At 59.4% G+C, this 25,516-nt stretch carries 22 protein-coding genes; all 22 read right to left on the bottom strand.

The annotated features are described in order from the left end of the window. Positions 1 to 5 precede the first annotated feature (5 nt). The gene (locus ASF69_RS11130; protein ID WP_062587407.1) at positions 6 to 425 is read right to left on the bottom strand and encodes a helix-turn-helix domain-containing protein; all 420 of its coding nucleotides are present in this window, start codon (positions 423 to 425) and stop codon (positions 6 to 8) included. A gap of 145 nt (positions 426 to 570) precedes the next feature. Further along, complete coding sequence (gene lnt, locus ASF69_RS11125) at positions 571 to 2,160, bottom strand: apolipoprotein N-acyltransferase (protein WP_062587404.1); 1,590 nt, start codon at positions 2,158 to 2,160, stop codon at positions 571 to 573. Between the two features lie 185 nt (positions 2,161 to 2,345). Next, positions 2,346 to 3,482 (bottom strand): hemolysin family protein, encoded by a 1,137-nt coding sequence (locus ASF69_RS11120; protein WP_062587402.1) that lies wholly within the window; start codon positions 3,480 to 3,482, stop codon positions 2,346 to 2,348. Positions 3,483 to 3,499: 17 nt separating this feature from the next. Beyond that, a complete protein-coding gene (ybeY, locus tag ASF69_RS11115; RefSeq protein WP_062587400.1) occupies positions 3,500 to 4,006 on the bottom strand; it encodes an rRNA maturation RNase YbeY in 507 nt (168 codons plus the stop codon). Positions 4,007 to 4,013: 7 nt separating this feature from the next. Further along, positions 4,014 to 5,069, bottom strand: a complete 1,056-nt coding sequence (locus tag ASF69_RS11110; protein WP_062587398.1) for a PhoH family protein — start codon at positions 5,067 to 5,069, stop codon at positions 4,014 to 4,016. A gap of 40 nt (positions 5,070 to 5,109) precedes the next feature. Beyond that, a complete protein-coding gene (gene miaB / locus ASF69_RS11105; RefSeq protein ID WP_062587397.1) occupies positions 5,110 to 6,510 on the bottom strand; it encodes a tRNA (N6-isopentenyl adenosine(37)-C2)-methylthiotransferase MiaB in 1,401 nt (466 codons plus the stop codon). A 50-nt stretch (positions 6,511 to 6,560) separates the two neighbouring features. Further along, positions 6,561 to 7,361 carry a lysophospholipid acyltransferase family protein gene (locus tag ASF69_RS11100; RefSeq protein WP_062587396.1) on the bottom strand — a complete coding sequence of 267 codons (801 nt, stop codon included), beginning with the start codon at positions 7,359 to 7,361 and terminating at the stop codon, positions 6,561 to 6,563. Between the two features lie 29 nt (positions 7,362 to 7,390). Then, positions 7,391 to 7,819, bottom strand: coding sequence for a Fur family transcriptional regulator (locus ASF69_RS11095; RefSeq protein ID WP_062587395.1), 429 nt, complete (start codon positions 7,817 to 7,819; stop codon positions 7,391 to 7,393). Between the two features lie 62 nt (positions 7,820 to 7,881). After that, on the bottom strand, positions 7,882 to 8,376 hold the full coding sequence (locus ASF69_RS11090; protein WP_062587394.1) for an N-acetyltransferase: 495 nt from the start codon (positions 8,374 to 8,376) through the stop codon (positions 7,882 to 7,884). A 41-nt stretch (positions 8,377 to 8,417) separates the two neighbouring features. After that, positions 8,418 to 9,086, bottom strand: coding sequence for a tRNA (adenosine(37)-N6)-threonylcarbamoyltransferase complex dimerization subunit type 1 TsaB (gene tsaB / locus ASF69_RS11085; protein ID WP_062587393.1), 669 nt, complete (start codon positions 9,084 to 9,086; stop codon positions 8,418 to 8,420). A 14-nt stretch (positions 9,087 to 9,100) separates the two neighbouring features. Then, positions 9,101 to 9,664 (bottom strand): NifU family protein, encoded by a 564-nt coding sequence (locus tag ASF69_RS11080; RefSeq protein ID WP_062587706.1) that lies wholly within the window; start codon positions 9,662 to 9,664, stop codon positions 9,101 to 9,103. A gap of 140 nt (positions 9,665 to 9,804) precedes the next feature. Next, positions 9,805 to 10,296: a universal stress protein gene (locus tag ASF69_RS11075; protein WP_062587392.1), complete on the bottom strand. Its 492-nt coding sequence runs from the start codon at positions 10,294 to 10,296 to the stop codon at positions 9,805 to 9,807. 109 nt (positions 10,297 to 10,405) lie between these two features. After that, on the bottom strand, positions 10,406 to 11,470 hold the full coding sequence (trpS, locus tag ASF69_RS11070; RefSeq protein ID WP_062587705.1) for a tryptophan--tRNA ligase: 1,065 nt from the start codon (positions 11,468 to 11,470) through the stop codon (positions 10,406 to 10,408). 93 nt (positions 11,471 to 11,563) lie between these two features. Beyond that, the gene (gene murJ, locus ASF69_RS11065; RefSeq protein WP_062587391.1) at positions 11,564 to 13,165 is read right to left on the bottom strand and encodes a murein biosynthesis integral membrane protein MurJ; all 1,602 of its coding nucleotides are present in this window, start codon (positions 13,163 to 13,165) and stop codon (positions 11,564 to 11,566) included. 8 nt (positions 13,166 to 13,173) lie between these two features. Continuing rightward, positions 13,174 to 16,002: a [protein-PII] uridylyltransferase gene (locus tag ASF69_RS11060; RefSeq protein ID WP_082469704.1), complete on the bottom strand. Its 2,829-nt coding sequence runs from the start codon at positions 16,000 to 16,002 to the stop codon at positions 13,174 to 13,176. 84 nt (positions 16,003 to 16,086) lie between these two features. Beyond that, entirely contained in the window at positions 16,087 to 18,801 is a 2,715-nt protein-coding gene (gene mutS, locus ASF69_RS11055) for a DNA mismatch repair protein MutS (RefSeq protein WP_062587389.1), read from the bottom strand. Between the two features lie 144 nt (positions 18,802 to 18,945). Beyond that, positions 18,946 to 19,824, bottom strand: a complete 879-nt coding sequence (locus ASF69_RS11050; protein WP_062587388.1) for a GNAT family N-acetyltransferase — start codon at positions 19,822 to 19,824, stop codon at positions 18,946 to 18,948. A gap of 93 nt (positions 19,825 to 19,917) precedes the next feature. Further along, entirely contained in the window at positions 19,918 to 22,176 is a 2,259-nt protein-coding gene (locus tag ASF69_RS11045; protein WP_062587387.1) for an ATP-binding protein, read from the bottom strand. A 97-nt stretch (positions 22,177 to 22,273) separates the two neighbouring features. Beyond that, positions 22,274 to 22,768 carry a signal peptidase II gene (lspA, locus tag ASF69_RS11040; protein ID WP_062587386.1) on the bottom strand — a complete coding sequence of 165 codons (495 nt, stop codon included), beginning with the start codon at positions 22,766 to 22,768 and terminating at the stop codon, positions 22,274 to 22,276. Further along, positions 22,768 to 23,628: an RNA methyltransferase gene (locus tag ASF69_RS11035; RefSeq protein ID WP_062587385.1), complete on the bottom strand. Its 861-nt coding sequence runs from the start codon at positions 23,626 to 23,628 to the stop codon at positions 22,768 to 22,770. The genes lspA and ASF69_RS11035 overlap by 1 nt, the downstream gene beginning before the upstream one ends. After that, positions 23,625 to 24,803: a class I SAM-dependent methyltransferase gene (locus tag ASF69_RS11030; protein ID WP_062587384.1), complete on the bottom strand. Its 1,179-nt coding sequence runs from the start codon at positions 24,801 to 24,803 to the stop codon at positions 23,625 to 23,627. The genes ASF69_RS11035 and ASF69_RS11030 overlap by 4 nt, the downstream gene beginning before the upstream one ends. 271 nt (positions 24,804 to 25,074) lie before the next feature. Next, on the bottom strand, positions 25,075 to 25,425 hold the full coding sequence (locus tag ASF69_RS11025) for a LapA family protein (protein WP_062587383.1): 351 nt from the start codon (positions 25,423 to 25,425) through the stop codon (positions 25,075 to 25,077). Positions 25,426 to 25,516: the final 91 nt, after the last annotated feature.

Raw genomic sequence — 25,516 nt, 5'->3', positions numbered from 1 at the left:
GAGGCTTATTCGGCGTCGCCTTCGGCGGCCAGCGCCTTGACGAGGTCGACGATACGGCGACGAACCTTTGGGTCGCTGATCTTGACGAAGGCGCGGTTCAACTGAAGTCCTTCGGAGGATGACAGGAAATCAACCACGTAGTTGGAGCTGCTTGCTTCTGCCATTCCAGAGGCGCCCACGGCCTGATCGCCAGGTGCATCTTCGAAAAAGAAGGAGACGGGAACGTTCAGAATTCCGGAAATGTTCTGCAGACGGCTCGCGCCGACCCGGTTTGTGCCTTTTTCGTACTTCTGGATTTGCTGGAATGTGATTCCCAGGCTTTCACCCAGCTTTTCCTGGCTCATACCCAGCATCGTGCGTCGGAGGCGGATACGGCTCCCGACGTGAATGTCAATCGGGTTCGGCTTCTTCTTGTTTTCTGTCATTTACGGGGATCCTGACATTCAATTTCTTCGGGTTGTCGACTACACGCCTGTGCAGATCCTGAACTGTTAGATTGTTGCGCAACAGAATATATCATGAGCGTTGTGCAACCTGACAAGTTCACTATGCAATTTTAGGGGTTTTTGGTCAATTCTTCCGTTTCATCAAACCCATTCGCGAAAACAACGATACAACGAGCAATACCAAAAACAACAACCAAAAGTGTATCTGTCGCATATCTGCGGTAACAACGCCAGCGGCGTGGCCACCCAGGGTGGAATCGATTATTCCGACTTGACCGTAGTCCAACCCTGCGACAATTCGCCCCACAGGGTCTATGACCGCCGAAATACCCGTATTGGCCGCGCGAATCACAGGCATCCCGGTCTCGACTGCCCTCAGCCTCGCCTGCTGGAAATGCTGATATGGGCCGGGCGTATCGCCGAACCATCCGTCATTGGTCACGTTGACAATCGCAGCCGAGTTTCCGATGTCAGCAGGGACTTCGCCGGGGAAAATGATCTCGTAGCAGATGAAGGACGTCAGCGACTGGCCCGAAGGAAGGGTTATCGCCTCCCGGCTTGCCGCAGCGGAAAATCCACCCGGCAGGCTGACGAGATTGTTGATCCCCCAGCGCCGCAGCAAGTCTTCGAAGGGGACATATTCGCCAAACGGGACAAGATGAACCTTGTCGGTCGCGCCGATGATCTGGCCCTGACTATCGATGGCGTAGACGGAATTATAGTAGCGCTGCGCCTGACCGGCACCGGCATTTTCCATGCGCACAGCGCCGGTGAGCAGGATCTGTCCGTCCTCAAGCGTATTGGCAATGTCTTGCAGGGCATCCGGGTTCTGGCTCAGAATGAAGGGCACGGAGGTTTCCGGCCAGACGATCAGATCCGGCCGTTTCTGGCCCGGCTGCGGCGGCAGTGCGGAAAGACGCAGATGTTCCCGGAAAATCTCCAGCCGATCCTCGTTCAGCATCTTCCTCGACTGGTCGATGCTGGGCTGGACAATCCGGACCGTCGTGGCGACAGCGGCATCGGAGGGCGGCAGCGACAGGCGATAGGCCCCGTAGCCGAGGTGAAACGCCAGCATCAGGGCAGCCAGAGCAAGCCCGGGGATGAGTCCCTTTTTCGTCCCGATCAGGGCGGGGCTGGAAAACAGGAAGACCGCTATGACGGACATGCCGAAAATGCCGACGAGATTGGACGTCTGCATCATCAGGGGGACCGGCATCAGGCCGTAACCGACCGCATTCCAGGGAAAGCCGGTCAGCACGAAGCTTCGCAGCCACTCGATCAGGCCGAAAGACGCAGACAGGGCTGCAATTCTTCCCCAGCCATCCGACCAGAGGAGATTGGCCAGCATGGTCGCCAGCCCGTAAAAAATGGCAAGGCAGGCGGGAAGACCCAGCATGGCGAGCGGCAGGGCCCAGGCGAATTCATCCGCCTCCAGAAGCAGGGCATTGCTAAGCCACCACAGACCGGCAACGAAATAACCCAGACCGAACAGCCAGCCGATAAGGAAGGTTCTCAAGCCGCGAGACCAGCCCCCGCCGTCCGGGCCACCGGTGGTGCCATCGATCAACCATACCAGCAGCGTGAAGGAGACAAACATCGCGGCGAAGAAGCCGACAGGCGGCAGCGCAAGCGCTCCGATTGCACCGGCAAGCACGGCAATCGCTACGCGGCCAAAACCATTGCTCAACATGATTTTGCCAGCCAGCCGCTCCATGCAGTCTCCACCTTACAAGGCACCGTCCGACACGTGACATAGCAGGCGACACTGTCTCTTTGATCGGACTTACTTTAAAATGAAGGGAACGTCCACCGCATCGAGCAGCGCCCCCGGCAGACCTCACCTCCGCGAGCTCAAAGCTGCGAACATTATTCCGCAGCTTTGGGCCAGGGCTCCCAGCCCTAGACCGAAGCGTTGTCGGTTCTGTTTTCCGGGGGGGCAAGCGTCATCATCACCGTGCTCGCGGCATCGGCCGGTGCCTGATCGTCCTCACCGGAAGACGACTGGTTGCGCACGATGCGAACACCCTTGATGCGTCTGGAATCGGCATCGAGAATATGAAATTCGAAGCCGGACACCGCCCTGACGACCTCTCCCTTGACCGGGATGCGGCCAAGAGCAAAGAAAATCAGTCCGCCAAGGGTATCGAGTTCCTCGATATGCTCCCGCACGTCGAAATCCGGTCCGATTGCTTCTGCAAGTTCGGTCAACTCGGCGCGCGCATCGGCAATCAGCACATCCGCAGACAGGCGCGAGAACATCGTCTCATCCTTGTCGTGCTCGTCGTCGATGTCGCCAACCACCATTTCAACGATATCTTCGTGGCTGACCAGACCGTCGGTGCCGCCATACTCATCGATGACGAGCGCCAGCTGGGTGCGTTGCGCCTGCATCGTTTTCAGAAGCGTTGAGGCAAGCATGGACGGCGGCGCAAACAGGATCTTGCGGATGATGCCCGCTTCTGCCAGCGTCTTTTCCAGATCGACCCGTGCCAGATCAAAATTCGCCCGCGGCGATTTCGCTGCCTTTGCTTCGCCACCCGGAGACACTCTCGAGCCGGCACGGCGCTTGTTTCTGGCCTGCCTGCCGATAAAGGACAGAAGATCGCGTATATGGATCATGCCCTTGGGGTTGTCCAGCGTCTCATCATAGACGGGCATACGCGAACGTCCCGTTTCTTCAAACAGGATCATCGCCTCGCCAATGGTCATGTCCTGATCGAGCCCGTCAATATCGACGCGCGGGATCATGATGTCTTCGACCCGGACTTCCCGGAAACGCAGGATGTTGTTGAGCATTGCCCGCTCTTCGGGCGTGAACGCGGCACCGATCTCGGTGTCGGTCATCAGGGCGTCGGTAATGTCTTCTCTGAGACGCTCACCCTGAGAGGGCTTCAACAGCCGCGCTATGCGCGACCAGAGGCTTGCCCGCGGCTTGGCCTGATAATCCTGACGTAAGGGACTACTGCCCTCCTCCGATGAGGATTGTTCCCCTGTGTCCTTGCCCTCTGCGGGCGGTCTTGCAGAATGTTCGTTCATTGTCCCAAACTGTCAAATCAAAGCGGTTCCTGTCCCGCATAGGGATCAGATAGACCAAGCTTGGCCAAAATGCGAGTCTCAAGCCCTTCCATTTCTTCTGCTTCATCGGTTTCGATGTGGTCGTAACCGATGAGGTGCAGAAAGCCATGCACCAGAAGATGCGTCAAATGATCCTCGAAACTCTTCTCCAGATCAAGTGCTTCGCGCTCCACCGTTTCACGCGCGATCACGATGTCGCCCAGCATGGGGCCTGGCATGTCGCCGGGCTCGATTGGATAGGCCGGGAAGGAAAGGACATTGGTCGGCTTGTCCTTGTCGCGCCATTCGGCGTTGATTTCCCGGATGGCTTCATCATTGGTGAAGACCAGCGACAGCTCGGTCGGCACCTTCGGAAAGGGCTGCTTCTCTTCCGTTTTCAGAAAGTCGACAGCCGGATCAAGGACCCGGCTGCTGAATGCCAGCAATTCATCTTCTGAAGGCCAGCGGTCGGCTTCGACGCTGACCTGAATATCCAATGCGGTCATTCGTCTGTCACATGCCTCTTGGCAGGCTTTCATCCGGCACTGCCGTCTGCGCTTCATAGGCACGAACGATGCGAGCGACCATGGGATGACGAACCACATCCACATCCTTGAAGCGGACGATGGATACGCCCTCGACATCGGGAAGGATTTGCAGCGCCTCAACGAGGCCCGATTTCATGCCGCGTGGCAAGTCCACCTGGCTCGGGTCACCCGTCACGATCATGCGGCCGTTTTCACCCAGACGTGTCAGAAACATCTTCATCTGCATCGTCGTGGTGTTCTGGGCCTCATCGAGAATGACGGCGGCATTGGCGAGCGTGCGGCCACGCATGAAGGCCAGTGGCGCGATTTCGATGACGCCCGCCTGAATGGCACGCTCCACCTTGTCACCCGGCATCATGTCGTAGAGCGCGTCATAGAGCGGGCGCAGATAGGGATCGACCTTTTCCTTCATGTCGCCGGGCAGGAAGCCCAGACGCTCGCCCGCTTCCACAGCCGGGCGCGACAGGATGATGCGGTCGACCACACCACGTTCCAGAAGCTGTGCGGCGTGCGCCACGGCCAGATAGGTCTTGCCCGTACCGGCAGGGCCGACACCGAAGACAAGTTCCGATTGCTCCAGCGCCCGCATATAGACGTCCTGCGTCGGCGTGCGCGCCGCAATCGTCTTCTTTCGGGTGGAAATCTGGGCCATGGAAATCTTCGCCTTGCGCTCCATGGTCGGCAGCGTCAGCTGGTCGTCGGCAGCAACCGCCATGCGGATGGCGCCTTCGACATCGGACTCCTCGACGCTTCCGCCCTTCAGCAGGCGTTGATAGAGGAAATCCAGCGCCCTGCGTGCCTGGTTGGTCGCGACCAGCTCACCGGTAATGGCAACGGAGTTGCCGCGCGGGCGTGCATCGATGTTCAGTCGCTGTTCCAGCAATTTCAGGTTTTGATCGAACTGACCGAATAGCTCTCCCGCTATCCTGTTATTCTCGAACGTGAGGACGAAGTGATTGGCGTCGGTCGCGGCTGGGCGTGGCTGGCGCGATGAGGGTGATACCAATTCGTGTGCGTTCAAGCGGTCAGGCTCCCGTCCTAATCAGTGTGGGTTCCTCACTCTAGCTCGATGCCACCTCGGCAAACAAGCTGTTTGGACCCGTTGCGGTGATTCGTACATGAATAATGTCGCCGATTTTCATGTCTTTTGCATTAACATTCACAGATTGAAGCCAAGGAGATCTTCCAATCAACTGTCCCGGCATTCTACCTGGCTTTTCGAGCAGAATATCCATGGTCCTGCCGACCAGCGATGCGGCAAAATCATGCTGTTGTTTCAACAACAAAGCCTGTAGTCGCTCCAGCCTTTCGGCCTTGACGTCTTCTGGAACCTGATCGGTCAAATCTGCACCGGGCGTGCCGGGGCGTGTCGAATATTTGAACGAAAAGGCCTGCGCATAATTAACCTTTTCCACAATTGCGAGCGTATCTTCGAAATCCTGATCCGTCTCACCGGGGAAACCGACAATAAAGTCCCCGGACATGGCAATATCAGGGCGGACGGCACGAATCTTTTCGATAAGTCTAATATATTCATCGCCCGTATGGCGACGGTTCATGGCTTTGAGAATACGATCCGAGCCCGACTGCACCGGCAGATGAAGATAGGGCATGAGATTGCGCAGGTCGCGATGGGCGCCGATCAGGCGGTCATCCATGTCGCGCGGATGGCTGGTCGTGTACCGCAGGCGGGCAAGACCGGGGATTTCGGCCAGCCGGTAGAGCAGATCGGCAAGGCCCCACTGCTCGCCATTGGCGCCGGTTCCGCGCCAGGCGTTGACGTTCTGGCCCAGCAGCGTGATCTCACGCACACCGGCATCGGCCAGCTTCATGGCTTCATCGACAATCTGGTGGACGGGTCGGGAAACTTCCGAACCGCGTGTATAAGGCACCACGCAGAAGGTGCAGAACTTGTCGCAACCTTCCTGCACCGTCAGAAATGCGGTTACGCCACGCGCGCGCAGCTTTGACTTTTCGGCAACCGGCAAATGGTCGAACTTGTCTTCAACGGCATATTCGGTTTCGATCACGCGCTCACCGCCGCGCACGCGCTTCAAGGCTTCGGGCAAACGGTGATAGGTCTGCGGTCCGATCACGACATCCACGGCCGGTGCACGGCGCAGGATTTCCTCGCCTTCGGCCTGCGCCACACAACCGGCCACGCCGATCATGAACTCACGCCCCTGCTCTTCACGGGATTTCTTCATGTCACGCAGGCGGCCCAGCGCGGAATAGACTTTCTCGGCGGCCTTTTCCCGGATGTGACAGGTGTTGAGAAGAACCAGATCCGCCTCGCCCATGTCTTCGGTCTGGACGTAACCATCCTTTGCCAGAGCATCGCTCATGCGCACGGAGTCGTAGACGTTCATCTGACAGCCGTAGGTCTTGATGAAGACCTTGCGGCTGTTTGCGCCTTCGCGAAGAGAAATTGGGGCCTCAAGGCCGATCGTTTCCTGGGTCATGGCCGCTATCTAATGATTTTGAGAGCCATATTAAACAGAAAAATGCGTTGTCAGCGAGACTTTCGCCACCCGCCGCGCAAAGCGAAATTCAACATGTCGCGTATGGCCGTCGTCGCGCTCATGCTCAATGCCTTGCGATTGTCGCCGCGATGGAAGGGAATCGGTTCGCCGAAACACAGGTCGACATCGATGTTACCGGCCTGCATCAAGCCCATCAGCGAGGGAAGAAGCTCGATGGTGCCGGGCCAAGCCGCAACGCTGCGGTGATAGCGCCCCATGGCCATGCCCTGAATGCCGGTATAGGCGATGGCGACCGGCTGGACATTGACCATCTGTCCGGGCACCTGATCGGCGGCACTCGATGCAGCGCCGAACAGCGACGATTTGACGGGCAGAAGGCGGTTGCCGTCAGACGTCGTGCCTTCGGGAAACAGAACGATGATTTCCCCACCTGCCAGACGTTGCGCAATCTCATTGACCTGCGCCCCGGCCTTGCGCTTGTCCTCACGGGCAACGAAGACGGTTTTCTGCAAACGGGCCAGAAGGCCGAAGATGGGCCAGTTGCGAACTTCGTTCTTTGCGATAAACGCCACATCCACGACGCTGCCCAGGATCATGATATCCTTCCAGGACACGTGATTGACCACCAGAAGCAGCGGCTTTGCCGCCTCGACCGAGCCGTGGACATGCACCTTGATGCCGAGCGCGTGGCACGCAACCCGGTGCCACAGTCTCGGCAGGCGGCGTCTCAAGGGCAAATCGAGAGCAAGACAGATCAACTGCGCCGGCAGCAGCACCAGCGTTACCAAAGCCAGAATGACAACCAGATAGAAGATTCGCAGCCACGTCATCGCTTCATTCGCTCCGTGGCACCTTGCACTCAGTGGTCTTCCGATTTGAGGGGAACACCGTAGAGTTCAAGCCTGTGGTCCACCAGCTTGAAGCCGTGCTCACGGGCAATCTTTTCCTGCAACGCCTCGATTTCCGGGGAATGAAACTCGATCACCACGCCGTGCTTGAGATCGATCAGGTGATCATGGTGCTCTTCCGGCATCGTCTCGTAGCGCGACCGGCCATCGCGGAAATCGTGTCTCTCGATGATCCCGGCATCTTCGAACAGCTTGACGGTCCTGTAGACGGTCGAGATCGAGATGCGCGGATCAACGGCGGACGACCGGCGGTAGAGCTCCTCGACATCGGGATGATCGGCAGATTCCTGGAGCACGCGGGCAATCACACGACGCTGATCGGTCATGCGCATTCCGCGCTCGGCACATAGTTCTTCCAGGGTTTTTGAAAGGTCAATCACGTCGTCAGGCTTTCAGATGCTTCCGTTTCGAGGCGCCGCGGCGCGTTGCATTCCTACAGGAACTAACGAAGATCACGCCGCATGACAAGCGCCGTCGACTTCGTACCATTCTTGTCGGTGTAATAGGCCTGCCGCTCCGCAACCGTTTCAAAACCAAGCTTCCGGTAGAGCCGTATGGCCGATGCATTCGCACCATCGACCTCCAGAAACATGGTTTCGGCGCCGCGCATATCCGCCTCGCGCATGGCTGCCAGCATCAGCCGCCAGCCCAGCCCGGACCCGGCAAATTTTTCGCCGACTGCGATTGTCAAAATCTCCGCCTCGCCTCCCGCTTCACGGGCCAGAACAAAGCCGCCCAAAGGCTTGCTGAAAAAGGCGTTGGTCTGTCGCGCAACCACGCCAAAGACACTTGGCTGGCTCAGGAGCCCGGAAAACTCTCCGTCACCCCATTTATGCGAGAAACGCTGGCCGTGCAGTTCCGACACATCGGCGCAATCGGCGTGCACCATGGGAACGATCTCAAAATAGGGCTTCCAGCTGAGGTAATCGTCAAACATCGCAGGGAATCATCCGCATTCAAAGCATGAATGGCCCCGTATCAGGCAACCGGCCTGCGTTCCAGTGCAAATCCTGACTGTATCTTGGCATCCGGTCCACGCAGATACAGTGGCGCAGGCTTGGGCATACCACGCAGCTTTTGCGCACCGATACGGGCGACGATATCGATGGGAAACCGATCTGGACCGGACCCTGCATCGCCACCCGCCAGAAGAGGGGCCGCAGACCCGATGATTGCTCCATCGAAATTGACCAGCATCGACCGCGCCTCGTCGAGCGACACGAGCGCTGCATCGGTGGAGGGCGTTCCGCTATCTGCGAAAAGCTGGACATAGGTCTCTTGCCGCTTCGCATCCAGCGCAACCGCGACTGCCTGGCCGGGGTTATCCCGCAGGTGCTGCTCTGCCAGAGTCTCCAGCGTCGTTACACCGACGGCTTCAACGCCGAGCGACAGCGCAAAGCCGCGCGCGGCTGCGACACCGACGCGAATTCCGGTAAAGGAACCGGGACCGATCGTAACCGCGATCCGGTCGACATCGCCAAGTGCAAGCGACGACTGCGACAGGGCATCGTCGATGATGCCCATCAGCAGTTCCGCATGACCTTTGCCGATATTCTGCGTAACCTGACCCAGTGCGACGCCCTTCTCGCTGTCATACAGACAGGCCGAGCAATCCACACCGGATGTATCGATGGCAAGAATGATCATGAAGGATGATCCCGTCAGACGGCCTCGACCTCCTGGACCTCAGGCACGAAGTGACGCAGCAGGTTCTGTACGCCATGCTTCAGGGTCGCCGTCGATGACGGGCAGCCGGAGCAGGCGCCCTTCATGTTGAGGAAGACCGTGCCGTCGCGGAAACCGCGGAAGGTGATGTCGCCACCGTCCTGCGCAACGGCAGGGCGAACGCGCGTTTCGAGCAGTTCCTTGATCGTTGCAACAATGGTTTCGTCGCCCGCTTCGAAGAATTCCTCTTCTTCATCGGAAATCTCGGCGGCCACGGCTGTGCCCATCAAGGGACGCCCGGACATGAAATGCTCCATGATCGAGCCGAGAATGGCGGGCTTGAGGTGCTGCCACTCCGCACCGTCCTTGGTGACGGTGATGAAATCAAAGCCGTAATAGACGCCCGTCACACCCGGTATCTCGAACAGGACAGCCGCCAGCGGTGACGCCTGCGCCTGCGAGGCATTCAGGAACTCCGCCGTTCCGCTTTCCAGAACAACCTTGCCCGGGAGAAACTTGAGCGTGGCCGGGTTTGGCGTGGTTTCCGTCTGAATGAACATTTCAATCTCCTTCGGGACCGTCATTGGACATCCCGGAATTTAGAATACTTCCAAAATACGTCGGACGGAGCCTGACTTCAAGCCCTTACATGACTGCGCCATTCAAGAAATCCGTGCCAGCGGGCTGACAGGTCCTTGCCTCAACACAATGCGTCGATTTCCTCATCGGTCAATGTATCGGGCAGAACCGTGACAGGAATGGGGAAGGCCGCGCCGCGTCCGGCAATCGAGGAAACCAGCGGTCCGGGGCCATCCTTGGTCGATCCCGCCGCAAGCACCAGAATTGCGATATCACGATCCTCTTCGATCAGACCATGGATCTGCTCTGCAGCATTGCCTTCGCGGATGACCGCTTCCGGCTCTATGCCCACAGTTTCACGGATGCGCTGGGCAACCTTGGCCAGTGATGCCTCGGCCTCTTCGCGGGCTTCCGCGCGCATGATCTGCTCGACACCGAGCCACTGCTGAAAATCGCCTTCGGGAATGACATAGAGAAGGATCAGGGCACCGTTCGAATTCTTGGCGCGGCGTCCGGCATAATGAACCGCCCTTTCGCATTCGGGTGTGCCGTCTATCACCGCCAGAAACTTGCGTCGGTGTCCTTCAAGGCGCGAAAGGCGTTTCGATACCATGGCGTACTCCTGTTTTCGCCGTTACGGCAAAAGCCGCCCGACGGTTCGGGCGGACCTTATATCAATTTCCGCGATTCAAAAATGCTCTCTCGTCCGCATTCACAGGTGATCAGCGCAGGAAGCCGATGATGTCCCGGACCTCGTTCATGGTTTTCTCGGCAATGCTGCCCGCCCGCTCGCCGCCATCCTTGAGGATTGCGTCGATATGGCTGACATCGTCCAGCAGGCGGCGCATTTCTGCGTTGATGGGCGCAAGCACCGTCACGGCCAGATCCACCAGCGCGGGCTTGAAGGCCGAGAATTGCTGGCCGCCGAATTCCGAGAGCACGTCCGCCTTGGTCTTGTCGGAGAGCGCGGCATAGATGCCGACGAGATTTTCCGCTTCCGCGCGGCCCTTCAGGCCATCGACTTCGCTTGGCAGCGCATCCGGGTCTGTCTTTGCCTTCTTGATCTTTTTGGAGATCGCATCGACATCGTCCATCAGATTGATGCGCGACAGGTCGGATGGGTCCGACTTCGACATCTTCTTCGTGCCGTCCTTGAGGGACATCACGCGCGGTGCGGGCCCGCCGATCAGCGGCTCCACCATCGGGAAATAGGCGTGTACGGGCTCATCGCCCACCTTGATATCGACGCCGAGGCCCGTGGTGCGGATATGATTGCCGAAATCGATGTTGAATTTCTGGGCGATATCGCGCGCAAGCTCAAGATGCTGTTTCTGGTCGTCGCCAACGGGAACATGCGTGGCGCGGTAAACCAGAATGTCTGCGGCCATCAGGCTTGGGTAAGCCAGAAGACCAAGCGAAACCTGCTCGGTGTTCTTGCCTGACTTGTCCTTGAACTGGGTCATGCGCTCCATCCAGCCGATGCGCGCAACGCAGTTGAACACCCATGCCAGTTCGGCATGTTGCGGAACAGCCGACTGGTTGAAGACGATGTGCTTGACCGGATCGATGCCCGCCGCGATGAAGGCGGCTGCAATCGAGCGTGTCTGTGCCTTGAGGTCGCTATGGACGAGCTGGGCGGTAATCGCGTGCATGTCGACGACGCAATAGATGCAGTCATTGTCTTCCTGCAGCGCCACGAACTTGCGGATAGCCCCGAGATAGTTACCGAGATGGAGGTTTCCCGTGGGCTGGACACCCGAAAAAACCAGCGGCTTGAATGCGTTCATGTTCATCCTCGAAAAGGCTGGTGGAGGGCCTCGCCCCATGTTTCAGATTGGGTTTCAAATTGGCCGCGCTTATGCACCCACAACAGCGCGCAATCAAGCGTCATCGGTGGTCTGCGTCTGAGTTTCCTGCTTCGCCCTGCGGCGCTTCAATCCCCGCTTGATCATGGCCAGATTGGCACCGCCCGAAAGGAAGGCCAGGCCGAAATAGAGGACCATCGACGCCAGAACGAGGCCAGCGAGCGTACCGACCCGCATGATGACGGAAGCAGATGACGACAGTTCATATTGCAGATGGCCAAGCGCATAGTAGATCACAGCCGCCATTGCCGCCGCGCAGATGATCAATCGCGGAATACGGGTCAGGAGTGGAATATCCAGCTGCCAGTGTCCCCGCCACATCAGCATACCGAACAGCAGCGCCGCATTGACCCATCCAGCCGTAATTTCTGCCGTCGCGATGCCGATGCCGCCATAGAGCGGGAACAGTGTCAGCGCCAGAGAGATGTTCACGACCACGGAAATGGCGGCAAATATCATCGGCGTGCGCGTGTCTTCGCGTGCGAAGAAGCCCGGAATGAAGGCCTTGATGAGCACGAAGGCGGGCAGGCCCAGACCATAGACGCCAAGGATCTGCGCGACTGTCACGGTTGCCGATGGCGAGAAATTTCCGCGCTCATAGAGAAACCGCACGATCGGCTCTGCCATGACGAGCAGGGCGGCAGCGGCCGGCAGCGTCAAAAACATCACGAATTCGACCGAGCGGTTCTGCAGGTTTGCCGCCTCGACCTGATGACCGCCCCTAAGCGCCCGTGCAAGCTCCGGCAAGAGCACCGTCGCCACGGCGATGCCGACGACGCCGAGGGGAAGCTGGTAGATGCGGTCCGCGTATGCCAGCGACGAGATGACGCCATCGCCACCGGACGCGATATTGGTGTTGATCAGCAGATTGATCTGGGTAATGCCGCCCGTGATGGCGGCGGGCAAGGCGAGGATCAGCAGGCGCTTGACGTTTGGCGTCATTTTTGGACGGCGAAAGCCGATCTTGATGCCGGCATGGCGCACGGCAATCCAGACGATGGCCAGCTGCACGAAGCCTGCGGCCATGACACCCCAGGACAACGCATAGCCCACCTGCAAGGGATCGAAATTCTTCCACCAGGCCGCGCCCAGCACGCCGATGAGGATAATGTTGAGAAAGACCGGGGCGATTGCTGCGGCGAAATAACGGTGCAGCGAGTTCAACATGCCGCCCATCATGGCGGCCAGCGACATGCAGGCCAGATAGGGGAACATGATGGTCGCCAGCTGGACCGTGTTGTCGAACTTGACGGCATCATTGACGAAGCCAGGCGCGATCACCGTTCGCACGATGAGCGGCATCGAAAGCTCCATGATGATCGTGAGCGCCATCAGGACGGTAAAGAGAACGCCGAATACTTCTTCCGAAAAGCGTCTGGCGCCTTCCATGCCGTTGGCTTCGATTTCCTTGGCAAATAGCGGCACGAAGGCGGAGTTGAAAGCGCCCTCGGCAAACAGCCGACGAAACGTGTTGGGAAAACGGAATGCGGCGTTGAAGGCATCCGCCACCGGCCCGGTGCCCACAGCCGCCGCCATGAGCATTTCGCGGACGAAACCGAAGAGACGGCTACCGAGTGTGGCGGTGCCGACGGTTGCAAATTTGGCGATGAGGCCCATTGTCTATCTCAAGCTTTCGCAGTGCGTGCGGCGGGCAGAGCCGCAACATCGGGATGGGCGATGATGCCGGGCGGCATCCGATCTCGCAATTCATCTTCCTGCTCGGCCATCACAGCCTTGAGCCGGGAGGCGATACTCGCCTGGCGGTTATCCGTCATCACCTTCTGGCCAAACAGGTCGGTCACATAGAAGGTATCGATGACCTTCTCACCAAAGGTGGTGATCCGTGCGGAGGTGATATCCAGCGAAAGATCCGCAAGCACCGCCGTCATATCCGCCAGAAGACCGGGCCTGTCGAGGCATTCCACCTCGATGACCGTAAACTTGTTGGAAAGCCCGTTCGAAATGGTAACGGACGGAGGAATGTTGAAGGTCTTGCTTTTCTTGCGGCTCTTAGTGCGGGTCGCAATCATTTCCGGAATGCGCTTCTTGCCCGCCAGAACCTCTTCGATCAGCTTGCCGATATTGTTGGCGCGCCGTGTCTCGTCCTCATCGATCGGAAATTCCCGGTTGATGAGGATCGTATCGAGCGCGCGGCCATCTGAGGTGGTGAAGATCTGCGCATCCGCGATATTGGCACCGGCAGCGGCACAGGCGCCTGTTATGATGGACAACAGGCGGGGATGGTCGGGCGCAAGGATCGTGATCTCGGTAATGGCATGGAAGGAATGGGTCCGCACCATCGTCGAAAGCGCCGTTTCGCGCTTGTCCGACTCTCTGAGAAAGCGGGTGTGGCGGATCTGGTCCTGCAGATCGACCGAGAGCAGATAGGGCTCGTAGTGCAGGCCGGTATATTTGCGACGCGCCTTCTGGCCCCAGTCGGTCAGCGCATCGTAAAGTGCCTGCCGCGCAATCTTTGCGCGTTCCTTGCGCGATGTCTCCGAAAAGCCGCCGGACAGGAGAAGCTCGGTCTCATAATAGAGCGTGCGCAGCAGCTGGCCCTTCCAGCCGTTCCACACATCCGGCCCCACGGCCCTGATGTCGCAGACCGTTAGGATGAGCAGCATTTTCAGCCGCTCCATGGACTGCACCTTGTCGGCAAAATCGGTGATGGTCTTGCGGTCGTGAAGGTCTCGCGTCTGGGCAACCATCGACATCAGCAGGTGCTGTTCGATCAGCCAGACCACCGTTTCGGTCTGCTTGTTGCTCAGGCGGAAACGCTGGCACAGCTTGCGCGCCACGCGGGCCCCGGCAATGGAATGGTCTTCCTGTCGTCCCTTGGCAACATCGTGCAGCAAGACGGCGAGATAGAGCGCATCACGGTCTTCGATTGCCGGCATCAGCTGATTGACCAGCGGATGGGTATCGATCGCCTGCCCCTTGTCGATCTCGGACAAAACGGCGACGGAGCGGATCAGATGCTCATCCACCGTATAGTGGTGATACATGTTGAACTGCATCATCGCGACGATCTTGCCGAATTCAGGAATGAACTTGCCGAGTACACCGGCCTCGTTCATCCGCCGCAGGGTCAGTGCCGGATCGCGTCTCGAGGTCAGGATCGAAAGGAAGAGCCGGTTGGCCTCCTCGTTTTCGCGAAGCTCGTGATTGATGAGCGCCAGCGACCGGGTGACCACGCGAAGCGCGTCGGGGTGCAGCTCGAGATTGTTGATGTCGGCAACGTGGAACAGTCTGATGATGCTGACCGGGTCCCTGCGGAACACTTCGGCATTGGCAAGCGCAATGCGGCCGCGATCTTCCACGAATTCATCCGAACCGGGGATCTTGCGCAGACGATGGGCAAAGCGGCTGAAGACCCCGGAAAGTCCGGGCACGTCCTTGGCCTGCTTGTCTTCCAGCGCCGCGCACAAAATGCGTGTCAGGTCTCCGACATCCTTGGCAACGAGGAAATAGTGCTTCATGAACCGCTCCACCGCCGAAAGACCGGGGCGGGGCTGATAGTTCAGGGCGGCAGCGATCTCGCGCTGGATATCGAAGGACAGGCGTTCTTCCGCCTTGCCCGTGATGAAATGCATCTGGCACCGGACGGTCCAGAGAAAGTCGTCCGCCTTTTCAAACAGCTTCAATTCGCGCCGGGACAAGACGCCCAGCTTGACGAGTTCCGCCGTGTCGCGAACATGGTAATAATATTTGGCGATCCAGAACAGCGTGTGCAGGTCGCGCAGTCCGCCCTTCCCTTCCTTGACATTCGGTTCGACCAGATAGCGCGTATCGCCCGCCTTGCGGTGGCGCTGGTCGCGCTCGGCAAGCTTGGCGGCAATGAATTCCGGTCCGCTACTGGTCACCACCTCGGTTTCGAAGCGCCGCTCCAGCTCATCGGCAAGCGCCTGCTTGCCGCAGATGGCACGCATTTCCAGAATGGCCGTGCGGATGGTCATGTCCGCCTTGGAAAGACGGATGCATTCATCCACGGAACGCGTGGCGTGGCCGACCTTGAAGCCCACATCCCAGAGGATGTAGAGAACGAACTCGATGGCCTTGTTCATGTCAGGCGTGGCCTTGGGCGGAAGCAGGAACAGGAGATCAATATCCGATCCCGGCGCAAGCGTGCCGCGTCCATATCCGCCGACAGCCGTGATCGCCACCTGCGGGGCGTCCTGCGGATAGACATAGGTGCATGTCAGATCGTAGAGGACTTCGATCAGCCGGTCCTGCAACCAGGAAATCCGGCGGGCGCAATCAATGCCGCCGCCTTCGGTGTCAAGCAGTTCGCGCGCCTTGTCGCGTCCCTGCCCGCTGGCTTTCTTGAAGATCGGCAAGAGGTCGGCGCGCACATCGGATACGCGTTTTCCGTCCTGCTTGAACACTGCGTCGCATTCGTGCTTGAGCGCCGCAACATCCAGTATCGCGGAAAAATCCAGGTCCTTGATGGCCATTGAGCCGACATCCATTTCTACTGGCTTTGCCTTTGGCACAGCCCTATAGCGTTTTTTAGGCGTGATGGACAGGCACTGTAAATCTCAAGCGTTGCCAAGTTGTTTCTTGAGAGCATAAAGGGCGTCCAGCGCCTCGCGCGGGGTCATCTCGTCGGGATTGAGCGCCTTGAGGGCTTCGTCCACCTTCGAATTTCCAAGGCTGCGCTTTTCCTCGCGACGCACCGCAATCTGGAACAGCGGCAGGTCATCGATCAGCTGGCTTGCCGGGTTCTTGCGGTCCGCATCCTCCAGTTTCGTCAGCACATCCTTTGCCCGCTCCACCACCGACGCCGGAAGTCCGGCAAGGCGGGCGACCTGAATGCCGTAGGACCTGTCAGCCGCACCGGGGCCGACCTCATGCAGGAAGATCACATCGCCTTCCCATTCGCGCACCTTCATGGTTGCATTAGAAAGACGCGGCAGCTTTTCCGAAAGAACGGTCAATTCGTGGAAATGGGTGGCGAACAGCCCCCGGCACCGGTTTGCCTCGTGAAGATGCTCCACCGCAGCCCAGGCGATGGAAAGCCCGTCAAAGGTCGCCGTTCCGCGCCCGATCTCATCCAGAATGACCAGCGAGCGATCCGTGGCCTGATTGAGAATGGCGGCTGTCTCGACCATTTCGACCATGAAGGTCGAGCGACCGCGCGCCAGATCATCCGATGCACCGACGCGCGAGAACAGACGATCGACGATGCCGATATGCGCCGAATCTGCCGGAACGAAGGAACCGATCTGGCCCAGAATGGCGATCAGCGCATTCTGGCGCAGGAATGTCGATTTACCGCCCATGTTGGGGCCGGTCAGCAGCCAGATGGCACCATTTCTGTCACCAATCGCAGCCGACAGATCGCAGTCATTGGCAATGAAGGGGCCGGTGGACTGGCGGCGCAGCGCCTGCTCGACGACCGGATGCCGTCCGCCCTTGATCCGGAACATCATGGAATCGTCGATGACGGGTCGGCAATAGGCCTGCTCGGCGGCGAGATAGGTCAGACTTGCGGCAACATCGATCCGCGCCAGCGCCAGGGCGCCCGCCTTGATCACTTCGGCTTGCGCGACAACGGCCTGAACCATCCTGTCGAAAGCCTGCAATTCCATGGACAGCGCCTGTGCGGCGGCATTGGCGATCCGGCTTTCCAGATCGGCAAGCTCCGTGGTGGTGAAGCGCATGGCGCCCGCCATGGTCTGGCGATGAATGAAGCGCGCCTTTGCCTCATCGCCCGCCATCATGACATCGGCATTGCCAGCGGAAACCTCGATGAAATAGCCAAGCACATTGTTGTGCTTGATCTTCAGCGATTTTATCCCGGTTTCCTCTGAATATTGAAGCTGAAGCCCGGCAATGACCCGGCGCGACTGGTCTCTCAGCGCCCTTATCTCGTCCAGTTCTGGATCGAAACCATCCCGCACGAAGCCGCCGTCGCGCTTGAGCAGGGGAAGCTCGTCGGCAAGCGTTGCGCCCAGCATTGCACACAGGGTGGCAGGCAGGGCTTTCAGATCGGCAAGCGCGTCTGCCAGCTCATCCGGCAGCAGGCCGCGGTCGAGCAGTTCGGCCACATCAGCCGCTGCGGCGAGCCCAAGCCGCAGCGCTCCCAGATCCCTCGGTCCTCCGCGATCCAGCGCAAGACGTGACAGGGCGCGCGGCATGTCGGCCACCTGCTTTAAGGCGTCGCGTAATCCATCCGAAAGCGCGACGTCATCCAGCAGGTAGGATACGGCATCCAGGCGGGCGTTGATTTTGGTCGGGTCTGTCAGCGGCGACATCAGACGCTCGGCAAGCAGGCGCGCTCCCCCGCCCGTCACGGTGCGATTGATGGCATGAAGGAGCGAACCGTCGCGCTCGCCAGACAGCGTCTTCGTCAGTTCCAGATTGGCCCGCGTGGCGGGGTCGATGAAAAGCGTGGATGCCGCACTTTCCCGCTCCGGCAACCCCAGAGGTGGGCGTTCGGCAATCTGAGTCTTCTCCACATAGGCAACGGCTGCGGCAGCCGCCGCCATCTCGACCCGTGAAAACGTGCCGAAACCATCCAGCGTGCTGACACCAAAATAGCGGGCGACGCGGCCCTCTGCGGTGGCGCTGTCGAAGAGAACGGCAGGTTGCGGCACGGCCACCCGGCCCAGCACATCGAAAACCGCCTTCAGCTCCTCATCATGGAACAGGCTGTCGGCAACGATGACCTCGCGCGGATCGATCCGCCAGATATCGGCAAGAAGCCGGGTCAGCGTCGTCTCGGCCAGCCGGAAGACGCCGGTGGAAATATCGATCCAGGCCAGCGCAAACTGTGCCTCCGCGCTGCCGCGGATGCGGGCAAGCGCCATCAGGTAGTTCGATTCCGTTGGCGACAGAAGCTTTTCTTCCGTCAGCGTTCCGGGCGTGACCAGCCGCACCACGTCGCGGCGCACGACGGATTTCGAACCGCGCTTCTTGGCTTCTGCGGGGTCTTCGACCTGTTCGCAAACGGCGACGCGGTAGCCGCGCAGGATCAGCTTTTGCAGATAGTCATCGGCTGCATGAACCGGCACGCCGCACATGGGAATGTCCTGCCCCAGATGCTGGCCGCGCTTGGTCAGCGTAATGCCCAGCGCCCGCGAGGCTTCCGAGGCATCGTCAAAGAAAAGCTCGTAGAAGTCTCCCATGCGATAGAACAGCAGCGAACCGGGATTGTTCGCCTTGATCTCGATATATTGCTCCATCATCGGAGTGGCCGAGGCGCGGCTCTCCTGCGAAATGAGCGAGGCAGTGGAGTGTACGTCCGTCAATGGCTTTTCAATATCGCTGTGTGTTGCGGGAAACGAGCGCAGAGACTAACGGCCCCGCCCCTTCACCACAACAGCCAGAAGCCCGCTGCCCACAGGAAGCTTGCAGCCTGACGGCACCGAGCTTTCCAGTTGGATGCAGCTGGCCTAGCCGTTGAAACGATAGGATTCGCCGCCGTAATAATTGATGTAGCGACCCGCAATCGAGGAGACCGGCAGGATGACGAGGACATCCGTGGTGTTGAAGGCGTGATCGACGACCGCGCCGGAGCCGAACATGGCACCGAGGCGCATATAGCCCTTGATCAGCGGCGGCATTCCGCTCAGCGCCTTGCGCGGATTGATCGCCTCCATCGGCATCATGTCCATCTCGCGGTAGAGGTCCGGCAGTGCGGAAGCTGCCCAGTCACCCTTGGCGCCGCAGGTGTGGTGCAGGAAGGAGAGCGCCAGCGCATGGGCCTCGGGCTGAACACCGGGGAAGGACGCGCAGCCGATCATGGCGTCCATGCGGTGGCGCACGGCATAGGCCCAGTTGCCCTGCCACAGCAGTTCCACCGTTCTCTTGGTGCGATATTCCGGCAGCACGCAGGAGCGTCCAAGTTCCATGAACCGCTTGCCGGGATGGCGGGCAATCAGCCCTTCGATATCGAATTCGCTGGCGGAATAAAAACCGTTATGGGCAAAGGCCGTTTCCTGCCGCAGCAGACGGTACGTGCCGACGATCTGGTCTTCGGTGTCACCCTCTATCGAGTTATCCAGGACCAGCAGGTGATCGCAGACCGCGTCGAAGGCGTCGGCGTCGCGGCTGCGGCGCATGGCATCGGCGGGAAGGCGCGCGCCCATCTCCTCGACAAAAACGCGAAAGCGCACATGCTGTGCGGCATCAATTTCACGCTCGTTTCGGGCAAGCCGGGTTTCCAGGGATCCGATGCGGCCAAAGACGTCATCATTGCGCGTCTGCAAGGCAGGCCGGACGCTGATGACATTTCGCTCGCGAATATCGTGTTCGAGAATTTCCGTGACCATGGAGAATCGCCCCACCACCGTTTGGTTCTGGCTGTCATAAATCACTTCTTGACGACAAAACAGTGACAGTTAGCCGCGCAAAGGCCGCAGGTTTCAATTCTCCAACCGGCTGTTGCCTTTTTGGGGAAACAGCCGGAGAACCTCCTCGATGACGCGCTTGGGTTCCAGCGGTTTTGCCAGCACGCAGGCGATGCCGCCCGCCTGCAGAACGGATTTGGTATCCGGCGTCGTATCTCCGCTCAGCACCATGAAAGGCACGGTCTTTCTGGCCTTCAGTGTCGCAAACAGGCGCGGCAATATTTCCAGCCCATCACCGCCGGGCATCTGAAGATCGGAAATGACGAGATCCGGCAGGCTTGCGGTGTCGCTGGACAGGGCAAGCGCAAGCGCGCCAAAATTATCGACCAGCCGGACCGAGCAGCCGGATTTTTCCAGGACGGCCCTGACAATGCGGGCATTGACCGGATCATCCTCGGCGACCAGCACCTCCAGATCGCCCGATCGCTTTTCCAGCAAGGGCAGAAAACCGAAGCCGGGGTGGCGGTTGTCGTTGATGGCGTCACGCCGCTCCATGCCGCGCAGGCGGCCGCACAGCACATCCACCAGCGATTTCTCCCTGAGAGGCCGGATCAGCCATGCGTCAAATGCCTCCTGCGGCTGCGACGCGCGCTCTTCCGGATTGACCAGCAGGATACGCCGCAGCTTTCTGTCCGCGCTGGCCCAGCTCTTGAGCCGAGCATCGAATGCTGATGCCACCCGATGGTCTATGATGACATCCGTCAAGGCATCGATATTGGCGGTGTGTCCGGCTTCCAGTCTTTGAAGATCGTCCGGTGTCGAAACATGGATGCATCGGCCACCAAGAGCCTCTATCGCTGCCACCGTGGCAAAGGCGGCGGTGCCGGATGGGGCGAGAAGCAGAACGGTGGAACTGGTGAGGACACCCGCGCGGGAGGGGCTTCCGAGCGGAGCGGTCACACCGGCTGGCGTGAAGGTGAGCGTAAAGGTGCTACCCTTTCCTTTCCGGCTTTCCACGGTCAGTTGCCCGCCAAATTCGCGAACGATGCGGGCGGAGATTGCAAGGCCAAGCCCCGTGCCTGCGCTGCGCTGTGAGGCTGCGCCCGCCTGCTCGAACTCGCCGAATACCCGCGACTGGTCGGCCTTGGTCATGCCGGGCCCTGTATCGGAAACGGCAATTGACAGCGCCTGCCCCACCATCGACGCCTTGACGAGCACGCCGCCCCGTTCGGTGAACTTGACGGCATTGCCGATGAGGTTGAACAAAACCTGACGGAGGCGCGCGGGATCGAAGTCCAGATAGTCGGGAACGTCAGGCGTTACGATGGACGCGATTTCAATGCCTTTTTCATGGGCGCGATGCGCGAGCATTTCCACGACGCTCTCGATCAGCTGCCGAAGATTTTCCGCCCTTGGATTGAGCTTGAAGCGCCCGGCTTCCATGGTGGAAAAATCGAGGAGGTCCTCGACGAGTTGCACCAGCGCCTGACCGGACTGCTTCATGCTGTCGAGATAGTTTCGCTGCTCACGGCTGAGCTTCGTCTGCGACAGGAGGTGGTTCATGCCCAGAATGCCTGAAAGCGGAAGGCGGATTTCGTGGCTGACGGTTGCCAGCAGCCTGCCTTTGGCGGCATTTGCGCTTTCTGCCCGCAATCGTGCATCTTCACGGGCCAACAGCGCCGCACGCTCATCGGTCACATCACGGGCAAGACTGCTGATCACGAGACGGCTGCTGGTCGGATCGTTGGTGACGACATCATGCCAGGTAAAGATACGCTGGCCGTAGGGTGTCGCAATCTCCACATCGTAACAATGCGCCTTTCCGCCGGGGCGGAAGGCGATGCCGATTTCCTCGCAGCTTCGTCCCTGCGGTGTGGCGCAGCCCGTCATTTCGCAAAAGGCGACATTCGCGTGCAGAATTCGTCGCTCGAGATCCCGCGTGACGACGAGATCGCCCATCGCCTCGTGGATTTCAGCCATCAGGGCGGCATTTTGTGTCTGCCGCGCCTCAACGATCTGAGCCTCGACATTGTCAGCCCGTCTCAAAGAAGCCGACCGGACGCTCATCCAGACACCACTGCCGACGCAGATGGCGCAACAGACGACCGCAATGAAAAGCGAGGCATATTCGCCTGCCGCAGCGGCAACGACAAAAGCAAGGCCGACACCGGCCACGACAGGCAAAAACCAACCGGATCGTGGTTGCGTCCCTAGCCGCTGATCCGGCTCTTGCCGCTTGCCGAGAGATTTTGCCATCGTCGGCAAGCCGCCTTCAGCCTCGCTTGGGCCGAAAGCTTCGAAAAGCTGCTGTTTCAGTTTCGCCGGTTCGCTCATGCTACAACCGCTAACACGCGATCGGTTTTGATTGGCTTGGGCTGAACGCTAAACTTTTAGCATTTCGCTGTTTCGCGGCAGGCCGGCGATAACGCCCTCAGGCTTTGCGGCGCGATGCCATGGCGTGCAGGACTTCGTCCAGAATGACGCAACCGGCACCGATGGTAATGAAGGAATCGGCGAGGTTGAAAACCGCGAATGACCATGTGTCGGTGTGAAAGAGGATATAGTCGATGACGTGGCCGTAGAGGAAACGGTCGAATATGTTTCCGGCCGCCCCTGCGATAATCAGCGCAAAGCCCAGATGCGCGAAGCTGCGGTCCTTGTCCGTCTTGCGCCACAGCCAGATAACGAAGCCGACGATTGCCAGCCGCATGGTCACGATGAACCAGCCCTCCATGCCCGACAGCATGGAGAAGGCGACACCCAGATTATAGGTTCGGTACAGTGCCCAGAAGGGCATGACCGGCACCATTTCCTGCAAGGGCAGATAGGCTTCCACCAGAAGCTTGATGATCTGGTCGGCTATCAGCGCAACGACAATCAGCGCGATTGCCGGGAGAGGCTTGGAGAACAATGCGGTCTTTGCCATCATTTCACCGGTGCGAGTTCGAGAAGATGGCGGCGCGCTTCAAACAGCATGACAGCCGTTGCAATGGCCAGATTGAGAGAATCGGCCCGTCCCTGCTGGGGAATGCGCGCAAGCTGGTCTGCCTTGGCTGCCAGTTCCGGCGGCAGGCCGGATTGCTCATTGCCCATCAGGATAACGGTTGGCTTGCGCTTGTAATCGATGGTCCGGTAATCGACCGAACCCGCCAGATGGGTCGCAACGACGCTGACCCCGGCGGATTTCTTCCACGCCAGAAATTCATCGACTGTCGCGCGAGCAACAGGCGTGGCAAAGACCGAGCCCATGGTGGCACGCACCGTTTCCAGGGAAAATGGATCGGTGCAATCGCCGACAAGGATCACGCCGGAGGCACCCGCAGCATCTGCGGTGCGAATGATGGTGCCGAGATTGCCGGGATCGCGCACGCGGTCCAGCGCGATATAGGTCTGCCCTTCCTGCGGATGGATGTCGCGCAGCGGTGTCCATTTCTGATCAAAGATACCGACCACCATCTGCGGATTGTCGCGCCGCGTGATCGAGGAGATGACCTTTTCGGTGACTTCCAGAACCAGCCCGCCGGATGCGACGGTCTTTGTCGCGACCTGCTCGACCAGCGGCTTGCCCTTGGCATTCTTGGCATAGACCAGTGTGCGGATCGTCCAGCCCAGCTCCAGCGCGTCGATGACGAGCTTCAGCCCCTCCGCCATGAAGGTGCCGGTTTCCTCCCGGCCCTTTTTCTGGGTCAGGTTCTTGATGTCCTTGATGATGGGATTGGCAAGGCTTGTTACTTCCTTGACCTGCCCCACCCGGCCCGGTCGATTCTCACGGCGGTCATCAATCATTTCGGTACCCAGCGGCTGAAAAGTGAGGTGGAAAGCGCCCGTCCCGGCGTCTTGCCGTCGAGACCCGCCTCGCGGATGACGAGTTCGCCGGATGCCACTTCACCACCTGCGCCACGCATGGTTTCGCGCATCAGCTCATGGATGGAGTAGAAGCTTGCCCGGATGGAATAGGCGGTCAGAACCAGCCCAAGGGCTTTGGGTGAAAGGATCTCGCGGCAGACATCCAGCATCAGCGGAAGATGCTCGAACAGTTCCCAAACCTCGCCATGGGTGCCACGCCCGAATTTCGGCGGGTCGGTGAGGATGATGTCATAGGTATTGCCGCGGCGCTCCTCACGCAGAATGAACTTCATCGCGTCTTCGCAAATCCAGCGGATCGGCGCATTTTCAAGCCCCGCCAGCGCCTGATTTTCCCGCGCCCAGCCGATGGCCTTCTTGGATGCATCCACATGCGTCACCTCGGCCCCGGCAGCGGCAGCCACCAGCGAGGCAACGCCGGTATAGCCGAACAGGTTGAGCACTTTCAGCGGGCGATCCGATGCTTCGATCTGTGCCTTGAGCCATTCCCAGTGGACGATCTGCTCGGGGAAGACGCCCACGTGGCGGAAAGCGGTGAAGCGACCCAGAAAATTGATGCCCAGCAGAGAAAGCGGCCATGTTTCGCCCAGCGCTTCCTTTGGAAAACGCCAGCGCCCCATGCCGTCTTCATCGGTATCGCCGGTAAAGATCGAATCGGCATTTTCCCACACCCGCTCGGCGAGCGTCGGACGCCACAGGGCCTGCGCCTCGGGGCGAACGATGCGGTAATTGCCGTATTGCTCCAGCTTCAGCCCGTTGCCGCTGTCGACGAGATGGAAATCACCAGCACCCAGAGATTCAAGAATGACCGGCACATTTTCGCTCGGCAATTCCCCGCTACGCTGTTTCAGCGGTCGAGGGGGCGCCTGCTCCACCTCTTGTGGGGCCACCTTGACCTTGGAGGCGGCCTGATCTTTCGTCCGCCCGCCTTCCTTGGCCGATGGCTTCGCAGCCGGGTTGGACGCAGGTCGGACATAATCAGGCGCACGGTTGCGCTGACCTGCGTCTTTTGCCTTGGCAGACTTTACGGGCCCTCTTTGCCGGGCTTCCTGCCCCGCGCGCGACTTGGCGCCCGGGCGGTTTTCTTTTTTCTTCAACGGGGTTCTTTCCAGGTCTGACCGCATTCTAGAGTCTGTTTGAAAACATCGGACGGGTTGACCCGGCGGCGCTTTTTGCGCCTGACTGCGTCGAAAATCTTGCCGATATCACACGATATCGCCTACGATCTTCTCCTTGTCAGCCACAAAAATCACCCGCCGGTTCTCCGCCGCCGAGTTTCCAAACAGACTCTCATGCGACAGCGAATAGCATCACGTCGCAATATTATCAAAGGGCTGCGGTTTCAACACCCATCACGTCGTGGAGAACTTACTTGGCCGCGATGCGAGCATCGGCAGATGGGGCGATAACCACCGCATTGGCCGCAGCTTTATGCCGGGCGGCCTCGTCATGCCACCGAACGGCTTCCTTGGCCTCGGTGCGGGCACGCTTGCGATATTTGCCCTGCGTGAACCATGTCACAAGGGAGCCGAGCAGGACACCAAAAATGGTTGCGAGAAAAATGAAGACAAAAAATGGCGCTGAAAACGACATCAGACTGTCGTCAGGCCGGAAAGGATTGAGCGCCAGCGTAACTTCCTGCCGGTTGGCCACGCACAGAACCACCAGGATGATGGCCAGCGGCAAAAGCACAACAAGATTGACGATCTTTTTTGACATCCAACGATACTCCGTCTTTAGGGGCCTTCAGACAAACCTGCATGGACGTCACATAGGAGCCCGATCACCCGGCCTCAACTGTTTCGACAAG

Source organism: Rhizobium sp. Leaf311 (assembly GCF_001423445.1).
Lineage (GTDB): Bacteria > Pseudomonadota > Alphaproteobacteria > Rhizobiales > Rhizobiaceae > Agrobacterium.
The sequence above is the reverse complement of the archived record's forward strand: the minus strand, read 5'-3'. Positions and strand labels throughout refer to the sequence as shown.